Here is a 20,211-nt window from a genome sequence, read left to right on the forward strand (position 1 = left end):
GTACAACCATGAGCCAAAACGTGTTTTCCCTGCCTGCGCGCGACCCGGTGCTGTTTGCCGGGCTCGTGGCGGCCAGCCTGCTGGCGGCGGCTTTTGCCTTTCAGTATGCCGGGTATCCGCCGTGCGAGTTATGCTGGTGGCAGCGTTACCCCTATATGGCAGCGGTTGCGCTGGCTGTGGTTGCCAAGCTGGTGCGCGCCTTGCCCACCTGGCTTGTGCTCATGCTGCTTGCTCTATTGTTTGCGACAGACGCCGGCATCGCCGCTTTTCATATCGGCGTAGAACAAAAATGGTGGGACGGTCTTGCCTCCTGCTCGGCGTATGTGGACATGTCCGGCGATATGGACGCCGCGCTTGACGCCATTATGAATGCACCCGTGGTACAGTGCGACGAAATAGCATGGTCCTTGTTTGGTATCTCAATGGCGGGTTATAATTTCCTCATTGCACTGGGCATGACCCTGTTCCTTGTGGACCAAAGCCGGAAAAAATAATGGCCGAGACAACGCACAAACCTGTTACCGAAAAAACCGCACCAGCCCGCCCCCTGCCGGGCGACCGGGGCTACAAGGCCGAGACAGACCGCATGGTACGCGTTGACCACGCAGGCGAATTTGGTGCCGTGCGCATCTATGCGGGCCAGCGCGCCGTGCTGGGCGAAAACCACCCCCGTGCCGGGCTTTTCAAACATATGTACGAGCAGGAAGAAGTGCACCTTGCGCGCTTCAACAAGCTGATCAACGAGCGCGGCGTACGCCCGACCATCATGGCACCCTTCTGGCACGTGGCGGGCTTTGCACTGGGCGCTGGCACAGCCTTTCTGGGTGAGAAGGCCGCCATGGCCTGTACTGCCGCCGTTGAAGAAGTAATTGACGGGCACTATCAGGAACAGCGTGACGCGTTGGCCAAACGGGGCGAGAGCGCACGCGATCATGAGCTTGAAGAAACCATCGAAAAATTTCAGGCTGAAGAGGTGGAGCATCTGGAGATTGCCAAGGCCCACGGTGCGGAAGACGCCACCGGATACCCGGTGCTGTCGGGTGTCATCAAGGCCGGGTGCCGCGCCGCCATCTGGATATCGAAGCGCATCTGATGTCCGTCTACAACAAAGCGTTGAATATCCGCTACTATCCGGTCCCGAAAGTGGCGTGCACCTCTGTCAAACAGGTGCTGTACACGCTGGAGCACGGCACAAACCATGGTGGCGGCGGCATTCACAAGGTTTATGCCACACTTGTTTTTGACCTGCCCCAGCCGGAACGGCAGCCCGACGAACTGCGCATCGCACTGGTGCGTGACCCTATCGAGCGTTTTGTATCCGCCTACCGCAACCGCGTCCATGGCCACGAGGAAGCGGCACACTGGAAACTGCGCAAACAAGGCCTGCCGCTAACACTCAAGCCCTTCCCCACGCTGAATGAATTTGTGCATGATCTTGCCGATTATCAGGCGCTGGTGCCCTCGCTTGAACACCACACCCTGCCGATGGTCACCTTTCTGGGTGCTAACCCGGAGGCTTACGACCATATTTTCCACCTCGACAACATCGGCGCGCTTGAAACACTGCTGAGCGAACGTGCCGGACACACCGTGCGCTTGCCCGTCACCCAAACGAAAGGGCCAGCCATTTCCAGCGAAGCGCTTGGCACAGCAGAGCGGGAAATGCTGCGCAGCTATTACCAGCACGACTACGCCTTTCTGGCACGTTTGAACGCCCCGGCGCTGGGCTAGATCAGCTACAGCGGGTATCCTTTACCACTCACAGGGCCGCTATCTTCAAAAGTGCCCAGATTGCTGAGGTCATGACGTTCCATGATTGCTCCTCAAGATATCAGGGGCCTTGGTATTTGGGCGGACCGCCTGGTGGCACGCCTTCTGGTTCATTGTCGTTGCCAAATGGGCCGTCACAAGGTGGCGGTCTGGGCGGTGGGCCCAGCGGCGGATCAAGCCCGGGCTACTGCTCCAGCTCGGCATCCCAGTAAAGAAAATCCCGCCAACTTTCATGGAGATAGTTTGGCGGGAATTGACGACCTCGGGCATGAAGTTCCTGATTGGTGGGCCTATGCGGCCACCGCATGGGGATCATCCGGGCTTCCTCGGGCGTGCGCCCTCCCTTGCGCAAATTGCACGGGGCACAGGCCGCAGTGATATTGGTCCAGCTGGTGCGCCCGCCATAGGCCCTTGGTATGACATGGTCAAACGTCAGGTCATGGGTGGCACCACAATACTGACACTGGAATTCGTCACGCAGGAAAAGGTTAAAGCGCGTGAACGCCGGATAGCGCGGCTGGCGCACAAATTTCTTAAGCGCAATCACGCTTGGCAAGTTCATTGCCGTAGACGGTGAATGCACCTGACGGTCATATTCCGACAGGATGCTGACCCGATCGAGGAAAACGGCCTTGAGCGCCGTTTGCCAGTTCCACAGGCTGAGTGGGTAGTAGCTGAGCGGCCGGTAATCGGCGTTCAGCACAAGCGCCGGGCAGCTCTCCGGCGATGGTAGAAGGGGTGCAAAATTGACACCCATAGCTCTGTCCCCCTGACGTATCGTCCCGGGTCCCGACGCCAACCGCCGGTCCCGCCCAATAGGGCTTCAACTCCGACATGTCCGAGAATCAAGATACAGTGTTACGACGTGATGACAAAGCACTATCTTGTGCCGAATCATATGTGTGAACCTTAGATTCAGGCTAATTTCCGCCCCTGTCCCGTCCGGCGCCGATGCGCTTTTGTACCATGGTCTCGAAGGCAGATGAAACCGCGTCCAGATGTACACGGGTATAGGGGAAGCTGTTGGCGTGATCATAGTTGTGGCGCATGGCGGCGTTGCATTCAAAAATGAACAGTTCGCCCGTGGGCAGCACGGTGAAGTCCACACCAAAAAAATCAAGCCCGATGATGTCCCTGACCTTTTCAAGCCGCGCCATATTCGCCGCCCCCAGTGTGCCGGGCATATCACACAGATAATCCTGCTCCCGTGCCTGCATGGCCGGGCTTTTGTCCATGACCGTATAGCGGTCGCCGGAATGTACGTTCCATCTATTGTGCGTCAGTGACGCCACCGGCAAGAAACCCCCGTCGATACAAAAGGTGCGGGCCTTGCGGTAAAGCCCGTGCGCATCAGCCAGGTCACGGTACTCAATAAGGTAGTATTCCCGCTCCTGCCGCGCGCCCAGCATGAAGCGGTGAAGGTCGCCGTCACCGTGCAGCATCACCACGCCCACACCGGTATGGGTGCCGGTTGGGCGCGCGATGATCGGAAAGCCCAGCGCCGAACTCTCCATGGCGGTCACAACCGCGGCCATATCACCCTGCCACATAAGCCGCACGGTTTTTGCACAGACAACACCTTCAATGGCACCAAGGCGACGGGCGTTATTGTCCCGAGTGGTGGCCAGTATACGGGACGGATGGTTAACGAGCGGCAACTCCGGGTGCGCGCTGACGAAGTGCTCTAACGCCCGCAAGGAACCCGGCACACGGTCAGCACAGGCCATGGTATTCAGGAGCAGATCAGGCGATGGCACATGTGCCTCTGGCGAAGGAGCCTCATCAAACACATTCTGCAGCACCATATTATAGCGTTTCTTCAGCAACAGATGCCGGGCGGAGAAATGCCCACCCTCAAGCACCGGCTTATAAAAGCCGCCCTTCACGTTCAGGGTAAAGGCCGGCCCCATAAGGCCCCGGCTGCGCAATATGGTTGGCTTCAGGGGATCGTGGGTTTCCCTGACCAAAAAAGGCTTTGCTTTGGCGGCAAGGCGCTGATGGGCCTGCGCGCGTTCTTCATCCCCCTTGTGTTCGTATAGCCCCGCCTGCGCAATATGAGTTTTATAGTCACCCGACTCGCTTGCCAGCAGGCGGGTATTCGCCGCAAGCGCATCGTCAAAGCGCCCCGTGGACAGGAATACGTCGCTTGCCGCCTGTAGCAACGCCCCGTCATGCGGGTGAGCCTTCAGTTTTGCCAGCAATTCCTCTGCCGGGTCCGGCAGGATAGGGGCTTTGGTTGTGGCAAACTCGTCTTCAAGGCCTGACGCATCATCATTGTCCCATTCCGCAGCGGCTGTCGCCGGTGGTGATGACAACAAGCGCGCCCAGAACCCGGTTTTAGGCGTGTGGGCGGCAAAGTCGACATGATGGCGCACCCGAAAGAGCGTGCGGCGGCTATCGGGTGAAAAACCGGTGCGACCATGCAAAACGCGGGCATTATTCATGAACACCGCTTCGCCGGGCGAGAGAGAGAAAGTGAGCTTGGTCGCCAAACGGTCCAGCAGCGCATCGAACCGGTCAAGCAGGGCAATATCGTCGGCGTGCATTGCTGCACCGTCCGCGGCCGCACGGTCTATCTGCGCGCGGTAATAGCGCACGATTGCCTGCCCGTTTACTTGGCCGAGTATGGCGTCCCTGAAACGCCCAAATGGAAAGACAGGCTCCATAAGCCTGACACGGTCCTCCTCACTCAGATGGCTGAGGATATCATCCACCGGCACCATAGTGTTTTCGCCGCCCTCCCGCGCTGCGATCACGCACTGGAACGCCACCAATTCGTGCGGACGCGGCATATAGGTAGAATCAGAGTGCGGGCTGAGAGGCAGATGTGTCCGGCTGTAGGCAGTCACGCCCTGCGCACGTCCAAGCGCATCCGGGCGGATGTTGACAGTGGTAAACGAGACCTTTTTGGTGGCCGTGGTCGCCGGCACTTCCCCCATCCATTCCGCAAGCGAAACAACCTCGGTTTTGTCACCGCTAGGATGGAATCCCTTTACCTTGGAAAAATAGGGATAAGTGTTCAGCGCCGCTGCGATGCGCGCCACGCTCTTTTTCTTCTGTCGGACTGTTGGCCCCGCCGCACGCAGGAATATCTCGCCAAGATTAATCGTCTCGAACATGTCTCACGCAACCTCTTGCCCGCATCATTCCACTATCTTTTGCGCACGGGCTTTTTTATGCTGCCCCCATGCTTACCAAGACTGACGCATTTGTCACGCGCTTTGCGCCCAGCCCTACCGGACGGCTGCATAAGGGACACGCCTTTTCGGCATTGCTTGCTAACGCGCGCGCCCGATCAGAGGGTGGTCGTTTCCTGCTACGGATTGAGGACATTGATACCACACGGTGCCGGGACGAATTTGTGGCAGGCATTTTTGAGGATCTTGCCTGGCTGGGCTTGGAATGGGAGACACCGGTCAGGCGCCAAAGCGAGCATTTTGCCGACTATCAGGCCGCGCTGGAGACACTCAGGACCGAGGGCCTTGCCTATCCCTGCTTCTGTACCCGCAAGGATATTGAAGCGGAAATCGCCAAATCGGCCAGTGCGCCGCATGGTCCGGATGGGCCAATCTATCCCGGCATTTGCAGAGGCCTGAACACAGCGGAACGTGGGCGAAAAATCGCGGAAGGCACACCGCATGCCTGGCGGCTGGACCTTGCCGCTGCACTGGCGCATATCGGCGCGCCACTTGCGTGGCAGGATGAAATCAGGGGCACCGTTCAAGCCACACCCGAAGAGCTGGGCGATGTGGTGCTGGCGCGCAAGGACACACCAACAAGCTATCACCTGAGTGTGGTGGTAGACGACGCCTTGCAGGGCGTCACCCACATCATTCGCGGCGAAGACCTATGGCACGCGACCCACATTCATGTTGTCTTGCAGCGCCTTCTGGGCCTACCAAAGCCAGCCTACCACCACCACGGCCTGTTGCTGGATGAAAACGGCCAGCGCTTCGCCAAACGCAACAGGTCTGTCACGCTTGAAATCCTGCGCGCGGGTGGCACCGACCCTCAAGCGCTGAAACGCCACCTTTTGTCGCAAGCGGCCATACAGCACTTGCCGCGCAACCCAGCAGGTTTATAGTGGGGCAAATATCAATAAGGTTAAGGTCCCTTCATGAATTTTCTATTCTTTTTAGGCTTGCTGTTCATGCTGATCACGCTGGCGGTTTTTTTCGTCGGCATCGGCACCATGAGCAAAGGCGGCGAGTTCAATAAAAAATACGGCAACAAGCTGATGCAGGCTCGTGTGGTGTGTCAGGCACTGGCGGTTGTCTGTTTTGTGCTGTGGGCTGTGGCAAGCTAGGGGTGAATGTGTGCCAAAACTGAGCAAGATATACACCCGCGGCGGCGACAAGGGCGAAACTTCCCTGACCGGTGGTAAGCGTGTACCGAAGGATGACCTGCGTGTGGCGGCATACGGCACCGTGGATGAGGCCAATGCTTTCATCGGCGTAGCCCGCCTGCACTGCGAAGGCGTGCCCGACAAAATGCTGGCCCGCATCCAGCATGACATGTTCGACCTTGGCGCCGACCTTTCGACCCCCGGCGACGATTTCACCCCTTCCGAGATGACCCTGCGCATTACCGCAGAACAGGTCACCCGGCTTGAGGAAGAAATTGACGCCATGAACGCCGACCTGTCACCGCTGACAAACTTTACCCTGCCCGGCGGCACACCTCCGGGCGCGCACCTGCATGTGGCCCGCACCGTGGTTAGGCGTGCCGAACGTGCGGCGATCACCGCCAGCCGGGAGATGCCCATCAACCCGGAAGCGATAAAATATTTGAATCGGCTGTCCGACCACCTATTTGTCCTTTCAAGACACGTGAACAAAAAAGGTTCAGGTGACGTTTTGTGGGTGCCCGGCGCCAACCGGTGACGGGAATTACCGTTACGGAAAACCGGTTTTTGCTGCACTGCATTGACTCGGGTTTTTCTATGGTTTAACGCTGTGTACCCCTAAATTTTCCAAGGACTGGGGCCATTTTTCCCCGGCTTTGTCAACTGAGGTTCCCCGGGCTTTGTTGCCCTGCACAATAATGGGAGAGAGACCCCCATGAAGATCATGGTCCCCGTCAAACGGGTAGTCGATTATAACGTGAAGGTTCGCGTCAAGTCGGACAATTCAGGCGTTGAACTCGCCAATGTGAAGATGTCCATGAACCCTTTCGACGAGATTGCTGTTGAAGAAGCAATCCGGTTGAAAGAAGCCGGCAAGGCAGAGGAGATTATTGTTGTCTCCATCGGCCCCAAGGCTGCTCAGGAAACGCTGCGCACCGGCCTTGCCATGGGTGCCGACCGCGGCATTCTGGTGGAGCATGACGGTGTGGCCGAGCCTATCGCCGTTGCCAAAATCCTCAAGGGCATCATTGCCGATGAGAACCCCGGCATCGTGCTTCTCGGCAAACAGGCCATCGATGACGACTGCAACCAGACCGGCCAGATGCTGGCACAGCTTCTGGGCTGGGCGCAGGGCACGTTCGCCAGTGAAGTTGCGCTTGGCGACGATAGCGTCAATGTAACCCGTGAGGTTGACGGTGGCCTTGAAACCGTGAAGCTGACGCTTCCGGCCATCATCACCACCGACCTGCGTCTTAATGAGCCACGCTATGCGTCGCTGCCGAATATCATGAAGGCAAAACGCAAACCGATCGACGAGAAGAAGCCGGAAGATTTTGGTGTCGACATGGCGCCACGCCTGTCCACTCTCAAAGTTGAAGAGCCACCAAAACGCGAAGCCGGCATCAAGGTTGAAAGCGTTGAGGAACTTGTAGGCAAGCTTAAAGAGAAGGGGGTAATCTGATGACCGCTCTCGTATTTGTTGAACATGATAATGCGTCCGTGAAAGACGCCACCCTGGCCACTGTCACCGCAGCCAAAGCTTTTGGTGATGTGCATGCGCTTGTTGCCGGTTCGGGCTGTGGTGGGGCGGCCGAAGCTGCCGCCAAGATCGACGGTGTGACGAAGGTGCTTGTGGCTGACGATGCTGCCTATGCTCACCCGCTGGCCGAAGAACTGGCCGCAATTGTACTGTCTGTCGCAGGTGACTATGACGCGATCCTTGCGCCAGCCACGACAACCGGGAAAAACTTCCTGCCGCGTGTCGCGGCAAGCCTTGATGTCGCCCAGATCTCAGACATTATCGAAGTGGTCAGCACCGACACCTTCAAGCGTCCGATCTATGCCGGTAACGCCATTGCAACTGTGCAATCGTCCGACGCCAAAAAAGTGATCACCGTACGCGCCACAGCCTTCGAGAAGGCTGCTGCTGAAGGTGGGTCGGCAACGACAGAGGATATCGCGGCGGCTGGCAAAGCAGGCGTATCCGAATTTGTCGGCGCCGAGCTGTCGAAATCCGATCGCCCTGAGCTGACATCCGCCAAAATCATCATATCTGGTGGTCGCGGCATGGGGTCGGGTGAAAACTTCAAGATCATTGAAGCGGTTGCCGACAAGCTGGGTGCTGCTGTAGGCGCGTCGCGCGCGGCGGTGGATGCGGGCTTTGTGCCGAACGACTATCAGGTTGGCCAAACCGGCAAGATCGTGGCGCCTGAGCTCTATATCGCTGTCGGTATTTCGGGTGCTATCCAGCACCTGGCTGGCATGAAAGACAGCAAGATCATCGTCGCCATCAACAAGGATGAGGAAGCCCCGATCTTCCAAGTGGCAGACTATGGCCTTGTGGCCGATCTCTTTGAGGCCGTGCCCGCGCTGGAGAAGGCCCTCTAAGCCTAAGCACAATCAGAAATTAAGGGCGCTCCTGTAGCGCCCTTTTTTTAAACGTGATAATAATGGGCCATATAAAGCTCTGAAAACAAAGCGTGAAAGAATAACAAAATGGTTGAGAAGGTAGGGGTTATTGGCGCTGGCCAAATGGGTAATGGCATCGCACATGTCAGCGCACTTGCGGGCATGAATGTCATGCTGACAGATATCAGCATGGAAAAGGTCGAAGCAGGCCTTGAGGTCATCAGGGGCAACCTGTCGCGTCAGGTCGGCAAAGGCAAGATTACGGCTGCGGAGATGGACGCAGCCATGGCACGCATCAAGGTTGCCGACAGCCTCGCCGCGCATTCCGACTGTGACCTCGTCATCGAAGCCGCCGTTGAGAATGAGAAAATCAAAACCGCGATCTTTAAAGACCTTTGCCCGCACCTTAAAAAAAGTGCACTTGTCGCCTCCAACACATCCTCTATCGCCATTACGCGCCTTGCCTCGACCACAGACCGGCCAGAAAAGTTCATGGGTGTGCACTTCATGAACCCGGTGCCGGTGATGCAACTGGTGGAGCTTATCCCCGGCATTGCCACGTCCGAGGATACGTTTGAACGCTTCAAGGTGTTCACTGGCAAGCTGAACAAAACCACGGTGATCTCCGAGGATTTCCCGGCCTTTATCGTCAACCGCATCCTGATGCCGATGATCAACGAAGCCATCTACACACTTTATGAAGGTGTGGGCAGCGTCGAGGCGATCGATAGCGCGATGATGCTGGGGGCCAACCACCCGATGGGGCCGCTGACGCTTGCGGACTTTATCGGCCTTGATACCTGCCTCTCGATCATGCAGGTGCTGTATGACGGCCTGGCCGACAGCAAATACCGCCCCTGCCCGCTTTTGGTGAAATATGTCGAAGCAGGCTGGCTTGGCCGCAAGACCGGTCGTGGTTTCTATGATTACCGCACCGGGGGTGAGCCCGTACCAACCCGGTAAGCACCTCTCTCCTGCTGACCCAAACAAAAAAAGCCGCTCTCAAACGAAGCGGCTTTTTATACACTATTTTGGAACGATACTGTTACTGCTCCTGTTTGGCAGCTTTCTCTTTAGCATCCCTGGCTTCTTTAAACTCGGCAACCGTGCTTTTCAGTTCTTTCTGGAAATTATCGTCAAAGGTGGCCAGACCAACAGCCACTTCCGTCGCAGCGATAGCCTCATCAAACGCCCCCAGTTGCGCCAGCGCATAGCCATAGTTCGCAGCAACCACCGCCGACTGCGGCAAAAGCTTGGGCGCTGCCTGCAGCGCGGTTTTGGCTTCGGAAAATTCGGACAGCATCAAATGAGTGTGCCCCAGTTTTGCGTACAACTGACCATCGTTCTCAACTTTCGCCGCAAGCGCTTTAAGGTCAGCTTTTGCCGACCGATAGTCGCCCATCGCGCTATAAGCATAGGCCCGGTTCTTCATTGCTGATTGATAGTCAGGCTTCAACTTGAGTGCGACATTCAGCGAATCGATCGCCTGTCCGGCTTTGTTCATGCGGTAATAGACCGCACCCCGAATATTGTGGGCGACAGCATTTTCACCGTCCATTTCAAGCAACTTGCCCGCAGTTGCCAGCGCATCTTCATACTGCGCGCTCTCAAGCTGCATATTGGCGATCGAGGTCAATTGCTCAACCGAGATCAACCCCATGCTCTCCAAGCTGCTCATCGTCTCTATCGCCGGACCGATATTACCCGCTTCATACTGCGCGATTGCCTGCGCCGCAATCAAACTGCCCTTGATCTGACTTGTATTTGCGGCATTCGCCTCGTCGGACTGCGAGGCAAGTTCAATCGCCTTTCGATAATTTTCGCTAGCCGCCTCACTGTTGCCAAGCGCAATATTCGCCGCACCAGCCGCCGCTTGTGCATCAACAGCAATATCTTTATCCGCCATTAGCGGATCCAGCACCTCAAGGGAACGGTCAGGAAAACCGCTACGGATCAGGCTCTCCGCAAGAGCAAGCCTCACCTCCCGATCAGCAGGGTTTTTAGACAGATACTGTTGAAGGAATTTGGCGGCGATTGAATATTTGCCAAGCCGAAACGTGACAAGACCATAAAGGCGGGAAGCTGCAGGATACAGGCTGAACACTTCGCCCGACCTTAGCAGAATTTCCTGCGCGTCCAGCAGTTCACCTTTCTCAGCCTGAATAAAGGCGATATAAAACTGGGTCAGTGGATAGCTGCCTGCGAGGGTCACCGCGTTATCAAGCACCGCTTCGGCTTTCATAACGTCCCCAATATCCAGATACGCGGCTGTAAGCTCAAGCAGTGCATGGATGTGACGCGGACGCAGGTCCAAGGCCCCCTGAAGTAAGGTGATGGCCTTTTCCGGTTCGCCGCGCATACGCGCAATCGATCCCAGAATATATCCGGGCATCGGGGCGGTAGCATCTTTAGATTGGGCAGTTATCGCAGCGGCTTCCGCGGCATCAAGGTCGCCTTCTCCCAATTCCAGCAGTGCCAGACCAAGATCAACGCGATAGTTTTGCGGCTGCATGTTTTCGCAGATGCCGTAGAATTTCCGAGCAAGGGCGATGTCGCCTTCCTGTACCGCAATGTCAGCTTGCAGTAGAACCGCTTCAAAACCGTCCGGGCCGGAAATCTTGACGTTGCGCAGTTCGTCCTTCGCATCCTGCAACTTGCGCTGCAGCATATAGGCAGACCCCATAGGCAGTGCTGTCTGGGACGCCAGTGCGCCACTGCTGCGGGCCTTTTCGACCGCAACCTGAGCTGCAACACCGTTCAGATCGGCCAGGTAGATATCGGCCAGGACCAGATAATCCTCAGTTTTCGCAATGTTTGCCTGTTCTTTAGCCCTGATTATATCAACAGCCCGACCGATCTGCCCGTCATGGATCAGCTGTTCAAGTGCCGCTTTGTCAAATAACGCCAGCTCGCCCGAATCGAGCCCTGCCTCATTCGCGTCCCCACAAGCGGCCAGTAGCAGAGCCAATACAATACTATATTTCCGGAACATTTTTATGCTGCCTAATCTCGAAACCACCAAAAAACACGGCTTTTTTGTATCTGGTACATTTTTAATAGAATTTCTTATATTTTTTAGCTATAAGGAGAAAATTTTATATTGTCATGGGATATTTATAAATGACAGGTTTTAAAAAGTTCCTCGCCGCTGGCTTCACCCTTGCCGCCGGACTTGGCCTTAGCAACACAGCTTCTGCGGCCACGATATATGGCGAACTATTGGCTGATACCGGGGTCTATGCTCCGGTCGCACTCGGCGATACCGTTGCTCTCGACGGATGTGGTTCAGTATTTGACTTCAATCCCGCCACAGGCGTGTCAGGCCCTACTGTTTCACTGTGTAACGGCGTAACCGATTTGAGTCCGTTCGACTTCACCTGGAGTGTTTTTGACGCGGGTTTCAGCCTTCTGGGTTATCTTGAAAATGTCACCACCAATATGACAACAGGCGGTGTCGGTGATCTTATAACTTCGGCGGGAACCTACTTCCTCAGCCTGAATGTAACGCTGTCTCCTTCGTCCTCAACGTTTGCGCTGCCGGGTGGGAACACTGGTGCCTTCCAGCCGACCCCGTTCAATACGGACCCGAACGCTGATACGCATTTCTCTGGCATAGCGCTGATCGTAAACCCAGCGGCCGTGCCTGAGCCCGCTGGCGCGTTGCTACTTCTGCCTGCTGTGGTCTTTATGGCCCGGCGCCAGCGCAAATTGCGCAAAAAGGCCTTAGCAGCTTAGAAAGCAATTAAAGACCACTGAATAAAAACCCGGCCTGCGCCGGGTTTTTTTATAAGCATCCAAACCTTTCATAGGCCAGGCTGTATGGTCAGGATGCATACTCAAGCGCATGGGCCCCTTGCCGCGTCAAGACGATGCCGTTACCGCCAAATGCAGAAAGAACCTTGGCAGCAGCGCCTGGCATCATCGCTGCCACAACCGTCAGGGCATCAGCCGCCGCCGCCGTGGGAGCACGCACGATCATGCTCATCTCACCCCATTCACAGCTATCACGTACGATATGCATATTGGTGTCAAAAAAAGCGCCGCCACCAAGCGGGCCGCCGAAACCCGACAGCGCGCCACTGTTCAACATAACCGGCAAGCCCGGGCTATCCGCGCCATGATCCAGCTGAAAATGCACCCGCCATTCCTGCGCACCAAAAGCACGGATGTGTCCCCCAAGGTCAACAATGCCGCGGCGCACCCCTGCTTCCTGCAAGGCCTTTACGGCCATATCCACAGCAAAACCCATCCGGATACCACCAAGGTCCATCATTAATGGTCGACGGAGCGTCACGAAACCTGTCGTCGACAGGTCAATGTCCATCCAGTCAGCCGCGCCGCCCGTGCCTGTACTCGCGACATCGAACACACCGTCTGACCGGTATGCCACTTCCTGCGCCAAACGCAGCATGTACCACAGCGGTTTGGAAGTCGCGATGGGCGTGCCTGGTGCGCTCGCACACAAGCGCATCAGCTCACTTTCTGCATATCCGGTATCAATGCTCGCAGCCAACCGCTCCACTTGCATAAACGCTATTCTCATCGCGCGCATAGCGCAGACTCCGTGCAAACCGAGGGTAGTGAGAGACAAAACGTCTCCCATGATCGGCTTCGACCGGGTGACTTTATGACAGCAGGACATGCGGTTCCCCTCCGTAGGCCTGAGCGCGAATGCATCGAACAGGCAGGTTTTTGCTCTATTATTCTTTTATTAATAATCATTCTTAATTGCAATAAAGAATGCCACTTTAATGAAAATTTGGCGTCCGAGTTAGAATCATTCGGTCGTGTGCCACCCACTCGCATGATAAATACGATGAGACTATCCAGCCAATATCAACAAGGATCGTCACACCATGCCTGCACTTAAAATTATTATTGGCAACAAAACCTATTCAAGCTGGTCCCTGCGGGGCTGGCTCGCCGTTGCGCATACCGGCCTTGTGTTCGAAGAAGTATTACTTCCCCTCGACACCCCCGAGTTTCAGAAGCGAATCGGCGGACTGTCACCCAGCCGCACCGTGCCCGCGCTGCACCACGGTGATGCGGTAATTTGGGATTCGCTGGCGATTATCGACTATTGCGCACGCCTCACGCCCGAGCATTTCTGGTGGCCCAAAGACCTGACGGCATACGGTTTCGCCCGCAGCATCACAGCGGAAATGCATTCAGGCTATATGGGACTGAGAGCTCACGCCCCCATGAACCTGCGCGGCGCGTGGTCAGGGCTTGAACTGAGCGATGCCGTGAAAGCCGATGTGGAGAAGGTACAACAGCGCTGGACGGCGGCGCGCGAAAAGTTTGGCTCAGGCGGCGCGTTCCTCTTTGGTGACTTCGGTGCAGCCGATATGATGTTCGCACCTGTTGCTGCGCGGCTTTTAACGTATGATATTGAAGTAAACACAGCTTGCCGCGCTTATATGGATGCCGTTCGAAACCACCCGCTGGTTGATGCTTGGTACAAGGACGCAGCGACAGAGACGGCTGCCGTCCCGATGGACGAAATCCCGGCAGACGCCACCCGGCTGGGCTAACCCGTGCCCTGAGGGTTAAAACTCGCCTTTCGTCAACGCCTTGAAAAAGGCTAGCGTTTCCGGCGCCTGCCATTCGCGCAGGCGGTAGCTTGTGGCGCGCACAAGCCCGTCGGGGCCGACAATCACGGTCATGGGGCCAGTGCCATCACGCTGGAAATCGGGGTCCATGCCCAGATCACGGATAATGCTTTGCTGGTGCGGCGCATAGGCTGTGATGTCCTTAAGGCCCCACCTCTCAAGCGTGCGTTCGGCTTCGCGAATGCCCCCGGCGCCAACATGCAGGGCGATTACCTCCACGGTGTTTTCGCCAAGGGTGCGCTGCATGGCTTCAAGGCTACGCATATGACCACGGCACGCGAGGCAGTTACGATTATAGAAGGTGACGACCAAAGCCTTGCCCGCTTTGCCGCCAAGGCGCAGGATATTCTTTCGTGTGCCGGTATAGGCCGCTTCCACCTTCATGTCCGCCACCTGCACAGGCTCGGATTTAACAGTCAAGCTTTCAAGATCGCCAACAAGATAGGACCGAATGTCACCCGCCTGCACGGCAAGCGAGGTAAGCAACACGCTGATAAGGGCCACTGTGATACGCTGCATGATCTATCCTCAATTCGTTTATTGTTGCCGAAGCATACCACGAACCGGCGCAGCAATTATGTCAGCAGAATCGAATCTGCTGGCGGCAGGCTTTAAATCTTGCCTTGTTTGAGCGCGGTGAAAAACGCGATGGCTTCCGGCTCATCCCACTTGAGCGGGCCGAGGAACAGCGCCTTCACCATACCGTCACGGCCAATGATATAGCTTGTTGGCAATTTTCCGTCCGCCAGGTCAAAGGCGATTTTCATGGTAGGCTCAGCATAAAGCGCGAGACCTTCAACGTCCCACTCCTCAAGCGTATCCCGCGCCTGCGGAATACCGCCGCGGTCCACGGTGATCGCGACCACTTCAAAGTCTTCGTCTCCCAGCTCTTTTTGCAGGTTCGCCAGTTCTTTCATCTCGGCCCGGCAGGGCGCGCACCAGCTTGCCCAAACGTTAACCAGCATAGCCTTGCCCTTGAGACTGGAAAGCGGCGCCTTGCTACCGTCTTCAAAGGTAATCTCATGATCCGGCAGATCCATCGGCGCTTCAGGCAAGGTCAACTTTGCCATTTCACCTTTCAGATAAGAATTTATCGGTGCATCTGGCGTTGTGACCGGTATAAACACCCGATAAGCTGCAACGCCTAGTAGGGCGACGGTCACGAGGGCAATGAGAAGAACCTTCTTTGGCATCCTGATACTCCGGTATCGTTGGGGATCGTTGATTGGTTGCGGCGGCAAGCATAGTGGTGTTGGTACGAAAGGCAATACAGGCATGGATCACAAAAACGACAAGCACAACACCCATGGGGCGGACGGCAAGGGCCAATCCATGTGGGGCGGCCGCTTCGGTGGTGGGCCATCGGCCATCATGCAGGAAATCAACGCCTCCATCGGTTTTGACAAGCGCCTTTACAGTGAAGACATTGCGGGTTCCAAGGCACACGCTGCCATGCTGGGCGCACAGGGTATTATCTCCGCCGAAGATGTGAAAGCGATCCACGAAGGGCTTGATCAGGTCAAGGCCGAGATCGAGGCTGGCGAGATGGTGTTTGACCCCGCACTGGAAGATATCCACATGCATGTGGAAAGCCGCTTGCGCGAACTGGTTGGTGACGCCGGCGCACGCCTGCACACTGGCCGCTCACGCAATGATCAAGTTGCTACCGACTTCCGCCTTTGGGTGCGCGCGCAGTGTGACGCGCTTGATGAGGGCATGGCGAACCTGCTGTCGGCTCTGCTGGACCAGGCCAACAAACACGCCGCGTCGGTGATGCCCGGGTTCACGCATTTGCAGACCGCGCAGCCTGTCACCCTTGGCCATCACCTGATGGCATACCATGAAATGTTTGCGCGCGACCGCTCACGCCTGGCTGACTGCCGCACACGGGTGAACGAAAGCCCGCTTGGTGCTGCTGCGCTGGCGGGAACCAGTTTCCCAATCGACCGGCACATGACAGCCAAGGCCCTTGGTTTTGACCGGCCAATGGCCAATTCACTTGATGCTGTGTCCGCGCGGGACTTTGCGCTTGAGTTCCTCTCGGTACTATCGATCGCATCCATACACCTGTCGCGCCTCGCGGATGAGATTGTGCTTTGGGCCACTTCGGCGTTCAAGTTCCTTGAACTGTCTGACGGGTTTTCAACCGGTTCGTCGATCATGCCGCAAAAGCGCAACCCTGACGCGGCCGAGCTTGTCCGCGCCAAGGTTGGCCGCATCACCGGCTCGCTCAATGGCCTGATGATGGTGATGAAGGGCCTGCCGCTGGCCTACTCGAAGGACATGCAGGAAGACAAGGAACCGGTGTTTCAGGCCGTGGATGACTTTGTGCTGTGTATCGCCGCCATGACCGGCATGATCGAAGACCTTAAACCCCGCACCGACGAGATGGCCAAGGCCGCCGGGCTGGGCTTCTCCACCGCGACGGACCTGGCTGACTGGCTCGTGCGGGTGCTCGGCCTGCCTTTCCGGGATGCCCACCATGTCACCGGCTCAGTGGTCAAGGAAGCCGAAACACGCGGCGTGGACCTTAAAGACCTGCCGCTTGATGCCATGCAGGCCATTGAACCGCGCATCACCGAAGATATTTATTCTGTGCTCAGCGTGGACGCCTCAGTCAACAGCCGCACCTCTTTTGGTGGCACCGCGCCCGAGAATGTAAAAGCCGCAGTCAAAGCCGCACGGGAGACGTTAAAATGAGCAAGCTCTTGAAATCCACTCTGCTTTTCGGCCTCATCGCAACAACCGCGCTAACCGTTTCAGCGTGCGGAAAAAAAGGCGATGTAAAGCCTCCGCCAAGCTACAACAACAGCAACAACTAGGCAGCCGCGTCATGGATCATTTCCTGTATAGAGACGGTCAGCTTATGGCCGAAGATGTTGCTCTCACAGATATTGCGGCGCAGGTGGGTACGCCTGTATACGTGTATTCCACCGCCACGCTACAGCGTCACTTCCGCGTATTCCGCGAAGCGTTTGCCACCGTAAACCCGCTGATATGTTTTGCCGTCAAGGCCAACAGTAATCAGGCGGTATTGACCACACTTGCGCGCGAAGGTGCCGGCGCCGATGTTGTCAGCCTTGGGGAGCTTATGCGCGCTACGCGAGCGGGCATCCCGGGTGAGCGGATCGTTTTCTCCGGTGTCGGCAAAACCGAAGAAGAAATGGAAGCTGCGCTTGAGGTTGGCATCAAACAGTTCAGCGTCGAAAGCGAAGCCGAGCTTGAAACACTCAACATTGTGGCCGGTCGCATGGGTAAAGTCGCGCCAGTGTCCATTCGGGTCAACCCGGATGTCGATGCGATGACCCATGCCAAAATCTCCACCGGTAAATCGGAAAACAAGTTCGGCATCGCCTGGCAGAAAGCCGATGCGGTTTACGCCCGGATAAAAGAACTACCCTATGTTAAGGCCGTTGCAGTGAACCTGCATATCGGCTCGCAACTCACAAAACTTGAACCCTTCCGCGAAGCATTCGAACGCGTACTGGGCCTTGTACGCGATCTGCGCGAACGCGGCCACGACATCAAACATGTCGATCTTGGCGGCGGCCTTGGCATCCCGTATGACCCGGACGCCGAAACGCCGCCTGCTCCCAGTGCCTATGGCCAGATGATCCTCGACGTCATGGGCGATATGGACTGTGACATCATCCTTGAACCCGGCCGGTTGATTGCGGGTAACGCGGGCCTGTTGCTCACACGCACGCTGTATGAAAAACAGGGCAAGAACCGCACCTTCTACATAATTGACGCAGCCATGAACGACCTTGCCCGCCCGGCAATGTATGATGCCTATCACGGGATTGTGCCAGTCATCGAACCAGCAGGCGCAGAAACCGTCACCGCTGATTTTGTCGGCCCGGTTTGTGAAAGCAGCGATGTTTTTGCCAAGGCCCGTAAAACACCTCCCCTTAAAAGTGGTGATCTTGTCGCAATCAAGTCAGCGGGCGCATACGGCGCCGTGATGGCGTCGACCTATAACTCGCGGCCGCTGGTGCCGGAAGTGCTGGTGAACCGGGACAGATTTGAGGTGATCCGCAAGCGGCAAACGCTTCAGGATTTGCTCTCGCTCGACAGCGTGCCGTCCTGGCTGGAAGAGGACTGAACAGTTGTGTCACTGGCACTCTCTTCCTCCTCCATGGCACGATGGCGGGCCCCTGCAAGGGCCTTGTTCACAACAGCCAGCAGTTGGTCCATCGTAAAAGGTTTCGAGAGAAGGCCTTCGATCAGCAACGATAGGTTATGGGCACGCTGTTGCTCATTGGCATAACCGGTCATGAGAACGATGGGAACATGAGGCCGAGTAGCCCGCACTTTAAGAGCAAGCGAGATACCGTCCATCATCGGCATTACAATATCGCTGACAAGAAGGTCGAAATGATGTTCGTTCATCTGCTCAACGGCATGAGCTCCATCATGCGCGACAAGAACCGTGTGGCCATGAAGAGTTAATACCCGACAAACATAATCGCGTACTGCTTCCTCATCCTCTACCACCAGCACCCGTGCCACAGGGCGGTACTCCCGCATGTTGAGACCTGCGCATCATGCGCGGCCCATTTTGCCGATAAACGGCAACTCCCTGTATCGGTAAGCAACATCCATGCCATAGCCGATAACAAATATATCCGGGCACTCAAAACCCACGAAATCAGGGTTAATATTAGTTAACTGTCGCTGGCTTTTGTCAAGCAATACGACACTTGTTACACTATCTGCCCCCTGATCGAGAAAATATTTCCGGGCAAAGTTGAGTGTTTTGCCGTGTTCAAAGATATCATCGATCACCAAAACATCACGACCCTCAACCGGCAGATCTGACGCCGAACGCAAATTAACTGAGCCGGACTTCCTGTCTTTTTTAAGGCGAATGAAGTCCATTTCCATCACGCAACCGCGCGCGGACATGGCCCGACTAAGGTCGGCGGCGAACATCATTGCACCATTCATCACCACCTGGGCTACCGGTTCGGTATCAAACCAGCGTGTCAGGCGTACAGCGAGATCATCAACTTTGGCGACAATTTCTTCGGCCGTAAACACGGGCTCAATGCCGTGATGCGCATCGCCCGCCTTGTTCCAGTCGAAAAACCGCTCCATTATTCGATGGTCCGCGCTTCAGCGTCGGAACGGCTACCTTCGATAACCTTGACGGCAACATTACTCGCGCCACTAGGGATGGGATATAGACTGGTCTCAAAATTGAGCATTCCTTGTCGACGTAATATACGCCCGGGAGGGTCAGCAACCCAGCTCTGGAGAATACGGCCGTCCTTGTCCAGCACATCGACCTTGACCTTCGGCACCGTCGCCGAGCTCTGCATGCTCATATTCTGCACAAAACCACGAACCATCAGTGTATTGCGACCGTCCACATCCTCGACCCGCGTACGGTCATTATGTAACTTGGCGGTGACATACACCTCAACCTCGCCAAGCGGCTGTGAAAGCGGCTCCCCTTCCTCGGGCTGGAAACGCTCAATATCTTCCACACCGTCAAAAAGCTCATAAAACCCGGACATGCCGGGCATGTTGTGCACAACTTCCTCTTTCTTGAACACGAGCAGGTACAGCACACAAAGCCAGAAGATGACCAATAGTGCCCAACCGAAAGTTATGAACTTCCGTTTGCGCGCAGAAGCTTCACGTTGTGCCTGTCGGCGTTGTTCCGACCGGCGGCGGGCCAGAAAGTCATCGTCATCGTACTCGTCATCAACAGCATCAGAACTCAGCCCATCACCAGATCGGGGCTCATTCTCATCATCATCATCGTCGATATCGAAATCGTTACCGAAAGACTTGCCTAGCGCTTTCGCGATACCAAAATCATCACTTGCGCCTTCAGGCTCCCGGGTAGAGGATATATCTGACCGCATATCACCGTCATCGTCATATATATCTTCGTCCATTGGTGCCGGCGCAGGCACGTCGCCCTCAACCTCACCCCGGACGGAGCGGCGAACCGCAGCTGCTCTCGCGGCAAGTCCCGCGTCCATGTCTGCGTCCGGCGCACCAGCAAGCCCAGGTGAGATCGGTGCTGCCCGGGGGGGTGTCACTGCCGGGGCCTTACTCAGG

Annotated in this window: 22 protein-coding genes and 1 pseudogene; 14 read left to right on the forward strand and 9 right to left on the reverse strand. The window is 56.4% G+C overall.

The features are described 5' to 3' along the window. Nucleotides 1-8: 8 nt before the first annotated feature. From ACN0VM_RS14535 to ACN0VM_RS14545, 3 genes are read left to right on the forward strand one after another with little or no spacing between them, the layout of a single operon-like run. Nucleotides 9-494 carry a disulfide bond formation protein B gene (locus ACN0VM_RS14535; protein WP_417451620.1) on the forward strand — a complete coding sequence of 162 codons (486 nt, stop codon included), beginning with the start codon at nt 9-11 and terminating at the stop codon, nt 492-494. After that, nucleotides 494-1,093, forward strand: coding sequence for a demethoxyubiquinone hydroxylase family protein (locus ACN0VM_RS14540; RefSeq protein WP_417451621.1), 600 nt, complete (start codon nt 494-496; stop codon nt 1,091-1,093). Before ACN0VM_RS14535 ends, ACN0VM_RS14540 begins: the two co-directional genes overlap by 1 nt. Beyond that, nucleotides 1,093-1,731: a sulfotransferase family 2 domain-containing protein gene (locus ACN0VM_RS14545; RefSeq protein ID WP_417451622.1), complete on the forward strand. Its 639-nt coding sequence runs from the start codon at nt 1,093-1,095 to the stop codon at nt 1,729-1,731. The genes ACN0VM_RS14540 and ACN0VM_RS14545 overlap by 1 nt, the downstream gene beginning before the upstream one ends. A 223-nt stretch (nt 1,732-1,954) precedes the next feature. On the opposite strand, the gene ACN0VM_RS14550 is transcribed toward ACN0VM_RS14545, so the two are convergent. Then, a complete protein-coding gene (locus ACN0VM_RS14550) occupies nt 1,955-2,527 on the reverse strand; it encodes an HNH endonuclease (RefSeq protein WP_417451623.1) in 573 nt (190 codons plus the stop codon). A gap of 163 nt (nt 2,528-2,690) precedes the next feature. Next, entirely contained in the window at nt 2,691-4,889 is a 2,199-nt protein-coding gene (locus ACN0VM_RS14555; RefSeq protein ID WP_417451624.1) for a TauD/TfdA family dioxygenase, read from the reverse strand. Between the two features lie 68 nt (nt 4,890-4,957). On the opposite strand from ACN0VM_RS14555, the gene gluQRS reads away from it, so the two are divergent. The 6 genes from gluQRS to ACN0VM_RS14585 all read left to right on the forward strand — a co-directional run bounded on the left by gluQRS (nt 4,958) and on the right by ACN0VM_RS14585 (nt 9,487). Next, nucleotides 4,958-5,854: a tRNA glutamyl-Q(34) synthetase GluQRS gene (gene gluQRS / locus ACN0VM_RS14560; RefSeq protein WP_417451625.1), complete on the forward strand. Its 897-nt coding sequence runs from the start codon at nt 4,958-4,960 to the stop codon at nt 5,852-5,854. A 33-nt stretch (nt 5,855-5,887) separates the two neighbouring features. Continuing rightward, on the forward strand, nt 5,888-6,076 hold the full coding sequence (locus tag ACN0VM_RS14565) for an HIG1 domain-containing protein (protein WP_417451626.1): 189 nt from the start codon (nt 5,888-5,890) through the stop codon (nt 6,074-6,076). Between the two features lie 10 nt (nt 6,077-6,086). Beyond that, nucleotides 6,087-6,653, forward strand: coding sequence for a cob(I)yrinic acid a,c-diamide adenosyltransferase (locus ACN0VM_RS14570; protein ID WP_417451627.1), 567 nt, complete (start codon nt 6,087-6,089; stop codon nt 6,651-6,653). Nucleotides 6,654-6,830: 177 nt separating this feature from the next. Further along, nucleotides 6,831-7,577 carry an electron transfer flavoprotein subunit beta/FixA family protein gene (locus ACN0VM_RS14575; protein ID WP_417451628.1) on the forward strand — a complete coding sequence of 249 codons (747 nt, stop codon included), beginning with the start codon at nt 6,831-6,833 and terminating at the stop codon, nt 7,575-7,577. Further along, nucleotides 7,577-8,503, forward strand: a complete 927-nt coding sequence (locus tag ACN0VM_RS14580; protein WP_417451629.1) for an electron transfer flavoprotein subunit alpha/FixB family protein — start codon at nt 7,577-7,579, stop codon at nt 8,501-8,503. Before ACN0VM_RS14575 ends, ACN0VM_RS14580 begins: the two co-directional genes overlap by 1 nt. Nucleotides 8,504-8,611: 108 nt before the next feature. Next, nucleotides 8,612-9,487: a 3-hydroxybutyryl-CoA dehydrogenase gene (locus tag ACN0VM_RS14585; RefSeq protein WP_417451630.1), complete on the forward strand. Its 876-nt coding sequence runs from the start codon at nt 8,612-8,614 to the stop codon at nt 9,485-9,487. 82 nt (nt 9,488-9,569) lie between these two features. Here ACN0VM_RS14585 and ACN0VM_RS14590 read toward each other — a convergent pair whose 3' ends face one another. Then, nucleotides 9,570-11,516 (reverse strand): tetratricopeptide repeat protein, encoded by a 1,947-nt coding sequence (locus ACN0VM_RS14590; RefSeq protein WP_417451631.1) that lies wholly within the window; start codon nt 11,514-11,516, stop codon nt 9,570-9,572. Between the two features lie 128 nt (nt 11,517-11,644). On the opposite strand from ACN0VM_RS14590, the gene ACN0VM_RS14595 reads away from it, so the two are divergent. After that, entirely contained in the window at nt 11,645-12,259 is a 615-nt protein-coding gene (locus tag ACN0VM_RS14595) for a hypothetical protein (protein WP_417451632.1), read from the forward strand. A gap of 88 nt (nt 12,260-12,347) precedes the next feature. On the opposite strand, the gene ACN0VM_RS14600 is transcribed toward ACN0VM_RS14595, so the two are convergent. Continuing rightward, nucleotides 12,348-13,076 carry an FAD:protein FMN transferase gene (locus ACN0VM_RS14600; RefSeq protein ID WP_417451633.1) on the reverse strand — a complete coding sequence of 243 codons (729 nt, stop codon included), beginning with the start codon at nt 13,074-13,076 and terminating at the stop codon, nt 12,348-12,350. 304 nt (nt 13,077-13,380) lie between these two features. On the opposite strand from ACN0VM_RS14600, the gene ACN0VM_RS14605 reads away from it, so the two are divergent. Further along, nucleotides 13,381-14,058, forward strand: coding sequence for a glutathione S-transferase family protein (locus ACN0VM_RS14605; RefSeq protein ID WP_417451634.1), 678 nt, complete (start codon nt 13,381-13,383; stop codon nt 14,056-14,058). 15 nt (nt 14,059-14,073) lie between these two features. On the opposite strand, the gene ACN0VM_RS14610 is transcribed toward ACN0VM_RS14605, so the two are convergent. Continuing rightward, a complete protein-coding gene (locus ACN0VM_RS14610) occupies nt 14,074-14,655 on the reverse strand; it encodes a redoxin domain-containing protein (protein WP_417451635.1) in 582 nt (193 codons plus the stop codon). Between the two features lie 92 nt (nt 14,656-14,747). Beyond that, on the reverse strand, nt 14,748-15,329 hold the full coding sequence (locus ACN0VM_RS14615; RefSeq protein WP_417451636.1) for a TlpA disulfide reductase family protein: 582 nt from the start codon (nt 15,327-15,329) through the stop codon (nt 14,748-14,750). An 82-nt stretch (nt 15,330-15,411) separates the two neighbouring features. On the opposite strand from ACN0VM_RS14615, the gene argH reads away from it, so the two are divergent. The 3 genes from argH to lysA are packed head-to-tail and all read left to right on the forward strand — an operon-like array spanning nt 15,412 to nt 18,241. Further along, on the forward strand, nt 15,412-16,836 hold the full coding sequence (gene argH, locus ACN0VM_RS14620; protein WP_417451637.1) for an argininosuccinate lyase: 1,425 nt from the start codon (nt 15,412-15,414) through the stop codon (nt 16,834-16,836). Next, nucleotides 16,833-16,958 (forward strand): hypothetical protein, encoded by a 126-nt coding sequence (locus tag ACN0VM_RS14625; RefSeq protein ID WP_417451638.1) that lies wholly within the window; start codon nt 16,833-16,835, stop codon nt 16,956-16,958. Before argH ends, ACN0VM_RS14625 begins: the two co-directional genes overlap by 4 nt. A gap of 11 nt (nt 16,959-16,969) precedes the next feature. After that, a complete protein-coding gene (gene lysA / locus ACN0VM_RS14630) occupies nt 16,970-18,241 on the forward strand; it encodes a diaminopimelate decarboxylase (RefSeq protein ID WP_417451639.1) in 1,272 nt (423 codons plus the stop codon). Here lysA and ACN0VM_RS14635 read toward each other — a convergent pair. The 3 genes and pseudogenes from ACN0VM_RS14635 to ACN0VM_RS14645 form a co-directional block, all read right to left on the reverse strand. Continuing rightward, nucleotides 18,190-18,666: a response regulator gene (locus ACN0VM_RS14635; RefSeq protein ID WP_417451640.1), complete on the reverse strand. Its 477-nt coding sequence runs from the start codon at nt 18,664-18,666 to the stop codon at nt 18,190-18,192. The genes lysA and ACN0VM_RS14635 overlap by 52 nt on opposite strands. A gap of 15 nt (nt 18,667-18,681) precedes the next feature. Continuing rightward, nucleotides 18,682-19,236, reverse strand: coding sequence for a phosphoribosyltransferase (locus ACN0VM_RS14640; RefSeq protein WP_417451641.1), 555 nt, complete (start codon nt 19,234-19,236; stop codon nt 18,682-18,684). Then, nucleotides 19,236-20,211 (reverse strand): annotated as a pseudogene (locus ACN0VM_RS14645) (hypothetical protein); the annotation flags it as partial. The pseudogene ACN0VM_RS14645 and the gene ACN0VM_RS14640, both read right to left, overlap by 1 nt.

It is taken from the genome of Kordiimonas sp. (assembly GCF_048260245.1).
Lineage (GTDB): Bacteria > Pseudomonadota > Alphaproteobacteria > Sphingomonadales > Kordiimonadaceae > Kordiimonas.

Bases quoted from the DNA above. Each gene is read 5' to 3' on its own strand.
- ACN0VM_RS14535 (WP_417451620.1), top strand. From the start codon at position 9: ATGAGCCAAAACGTGTTTTCCCTGCCTGCGCGCGACCCGGTGCTGTTT.
- ACN0VM_RS14540 (WP_417451621.1), top strand. From the start codon at position 494: ATGGCCGAGACAACGCACAAACCTGTTACCGAAAAAACCGCACCAGCC.
- ACN0VM_RS14545 (WP_417451622.1), top strand. From the start codon at position 1,093: ATGTCCGTCTACAACAAAGCGTTGAATATCCGCTACTATCCGGTCCCG.
- ACN0VM_RS14550 (WP_417451623.1), bottom strand. From the start codon at position 2,527: ATGGGTGTCAATTTTGCACCCCTTCTACCATCGCCGGAGAGCTGCCCG.
- ACN0VM_RS14555 (WP_417451624.1), bottom strand. From the start codon at position 4,889: ATGTTCGAGACGATTAATCTTGGCGAGATATTCCTGCGTGCGGCGGGG.
- gluQRS (WP_417451625.1), top strand. From the start codon at position 4,958: ATGCTTACCAAGACTGACGCATTTGTCACGCGCTTTGCGCCCAGCCCT.
- ACN0VM_RS14565 (WP_417451626.1), top strand. From the start codon at position 5,888: ATGAATTTTCTATTCTTTTTAGGCTTGCTGTTCATGCTGATCACGCTG.
- ACN0VM_RS14575 (WP_417451628.1), top strand. From the start codon at position 6,831: ATGAAGATCATGGTCCCCGTCAAACGGGTAGTCGATTATAACGTGAAG.
- ACN0VM_RS14580 (WP_417451629.1), top strand. From the start codon at position 7,577: ATGACCGCTCTCGTATTTGTTGAACATGATAATGCGTCCGTGAAAGAC.
- ACN0VM_RS14585 (WP_417451630.1), top strand. From the start codon at position 8,612: ATGGTTGAGAAGGTAGGGGTTATTGGCGCTGGCCAAATGGGTAATGGC.
- ACN0VM_RS14590 (WP_417451631.1), bottom strand. From the start codon at position 11,516: ATGTTCCGGAAATATAGTATTGTATTGGCTCTGCTACTGGCCGCTTGT.
- ACN0VM_RS14595 (WP_417451632.1), top strand. From the start codon at position 11,645: ATGACAGGTTTTAAAAAGTTCCTCGCCGCTGGCTTCACCCTTGCCGCC.
- ACN0VM_RS14600 (WP_417451633.1), bottom strand. From the start codon at position 13,076: ATGCGCGCGATGAGAATAGCGTTTATGCAAGTGGAGCGGTTGGCTGCG.
- ACN0VM_RS14605 (WP_417451634.1), top strand. From the start codon at position 13,381: ATGCCTGCACTTAAAATTATTATTGGCAACAAAACCTATTCAAGCTGG.
- ACN0VM_RS14610 (WP_417451635.1), bottom strand. From the start codon at position 14,655: ATGCAGCGTATCACAGTGGCCCTTATCAGCGTGTTGCTTACCTCGCTT.
- ACN0VM_RS14615 (WP_417451636.1), bottom strand. From the start codon at position 15,329: ATGCCAAAGAAGGTTCTTCTCATTGCCCTCGTGACCGTCGCCCTACTA.
- argH (WP_417451637.1), top strand. From the start codon at position 15,412: ATGGATCACAAAAACGACAAGCACAACACCCATGGGGCGGACGGCAAG.
- ACN0VM_RS14625 (WP_417451638.1), top strand. From the start codon at position 16,833: ATGAGCAAGCTCTTGAAATCCACTCTGCTTTTCGGCCTCATCGCAACA.
- lysA (WP_417451639.1), top strand. From the start codon at position 16,970: ATGGATCATTTCCTGTATAGAGACGGTCAGCTTATGGCCGAAGATGTT.
- ACN0VM_RS14635 (WP_417451640.1), bottom strand. From the start codon at position 18,666: ATGCGGGAGTACCGCCCTGTGGCACGGGTGCTGGTGGTAGAGGATGAG.
- ACN0VM_RS14640 (WP_417451641.1), bottom strand. From the start codon at position 19,236: ATGGAGCGGTTTTTCGACTGGAACAAGGCGGGCGATGCGCATCACGGC.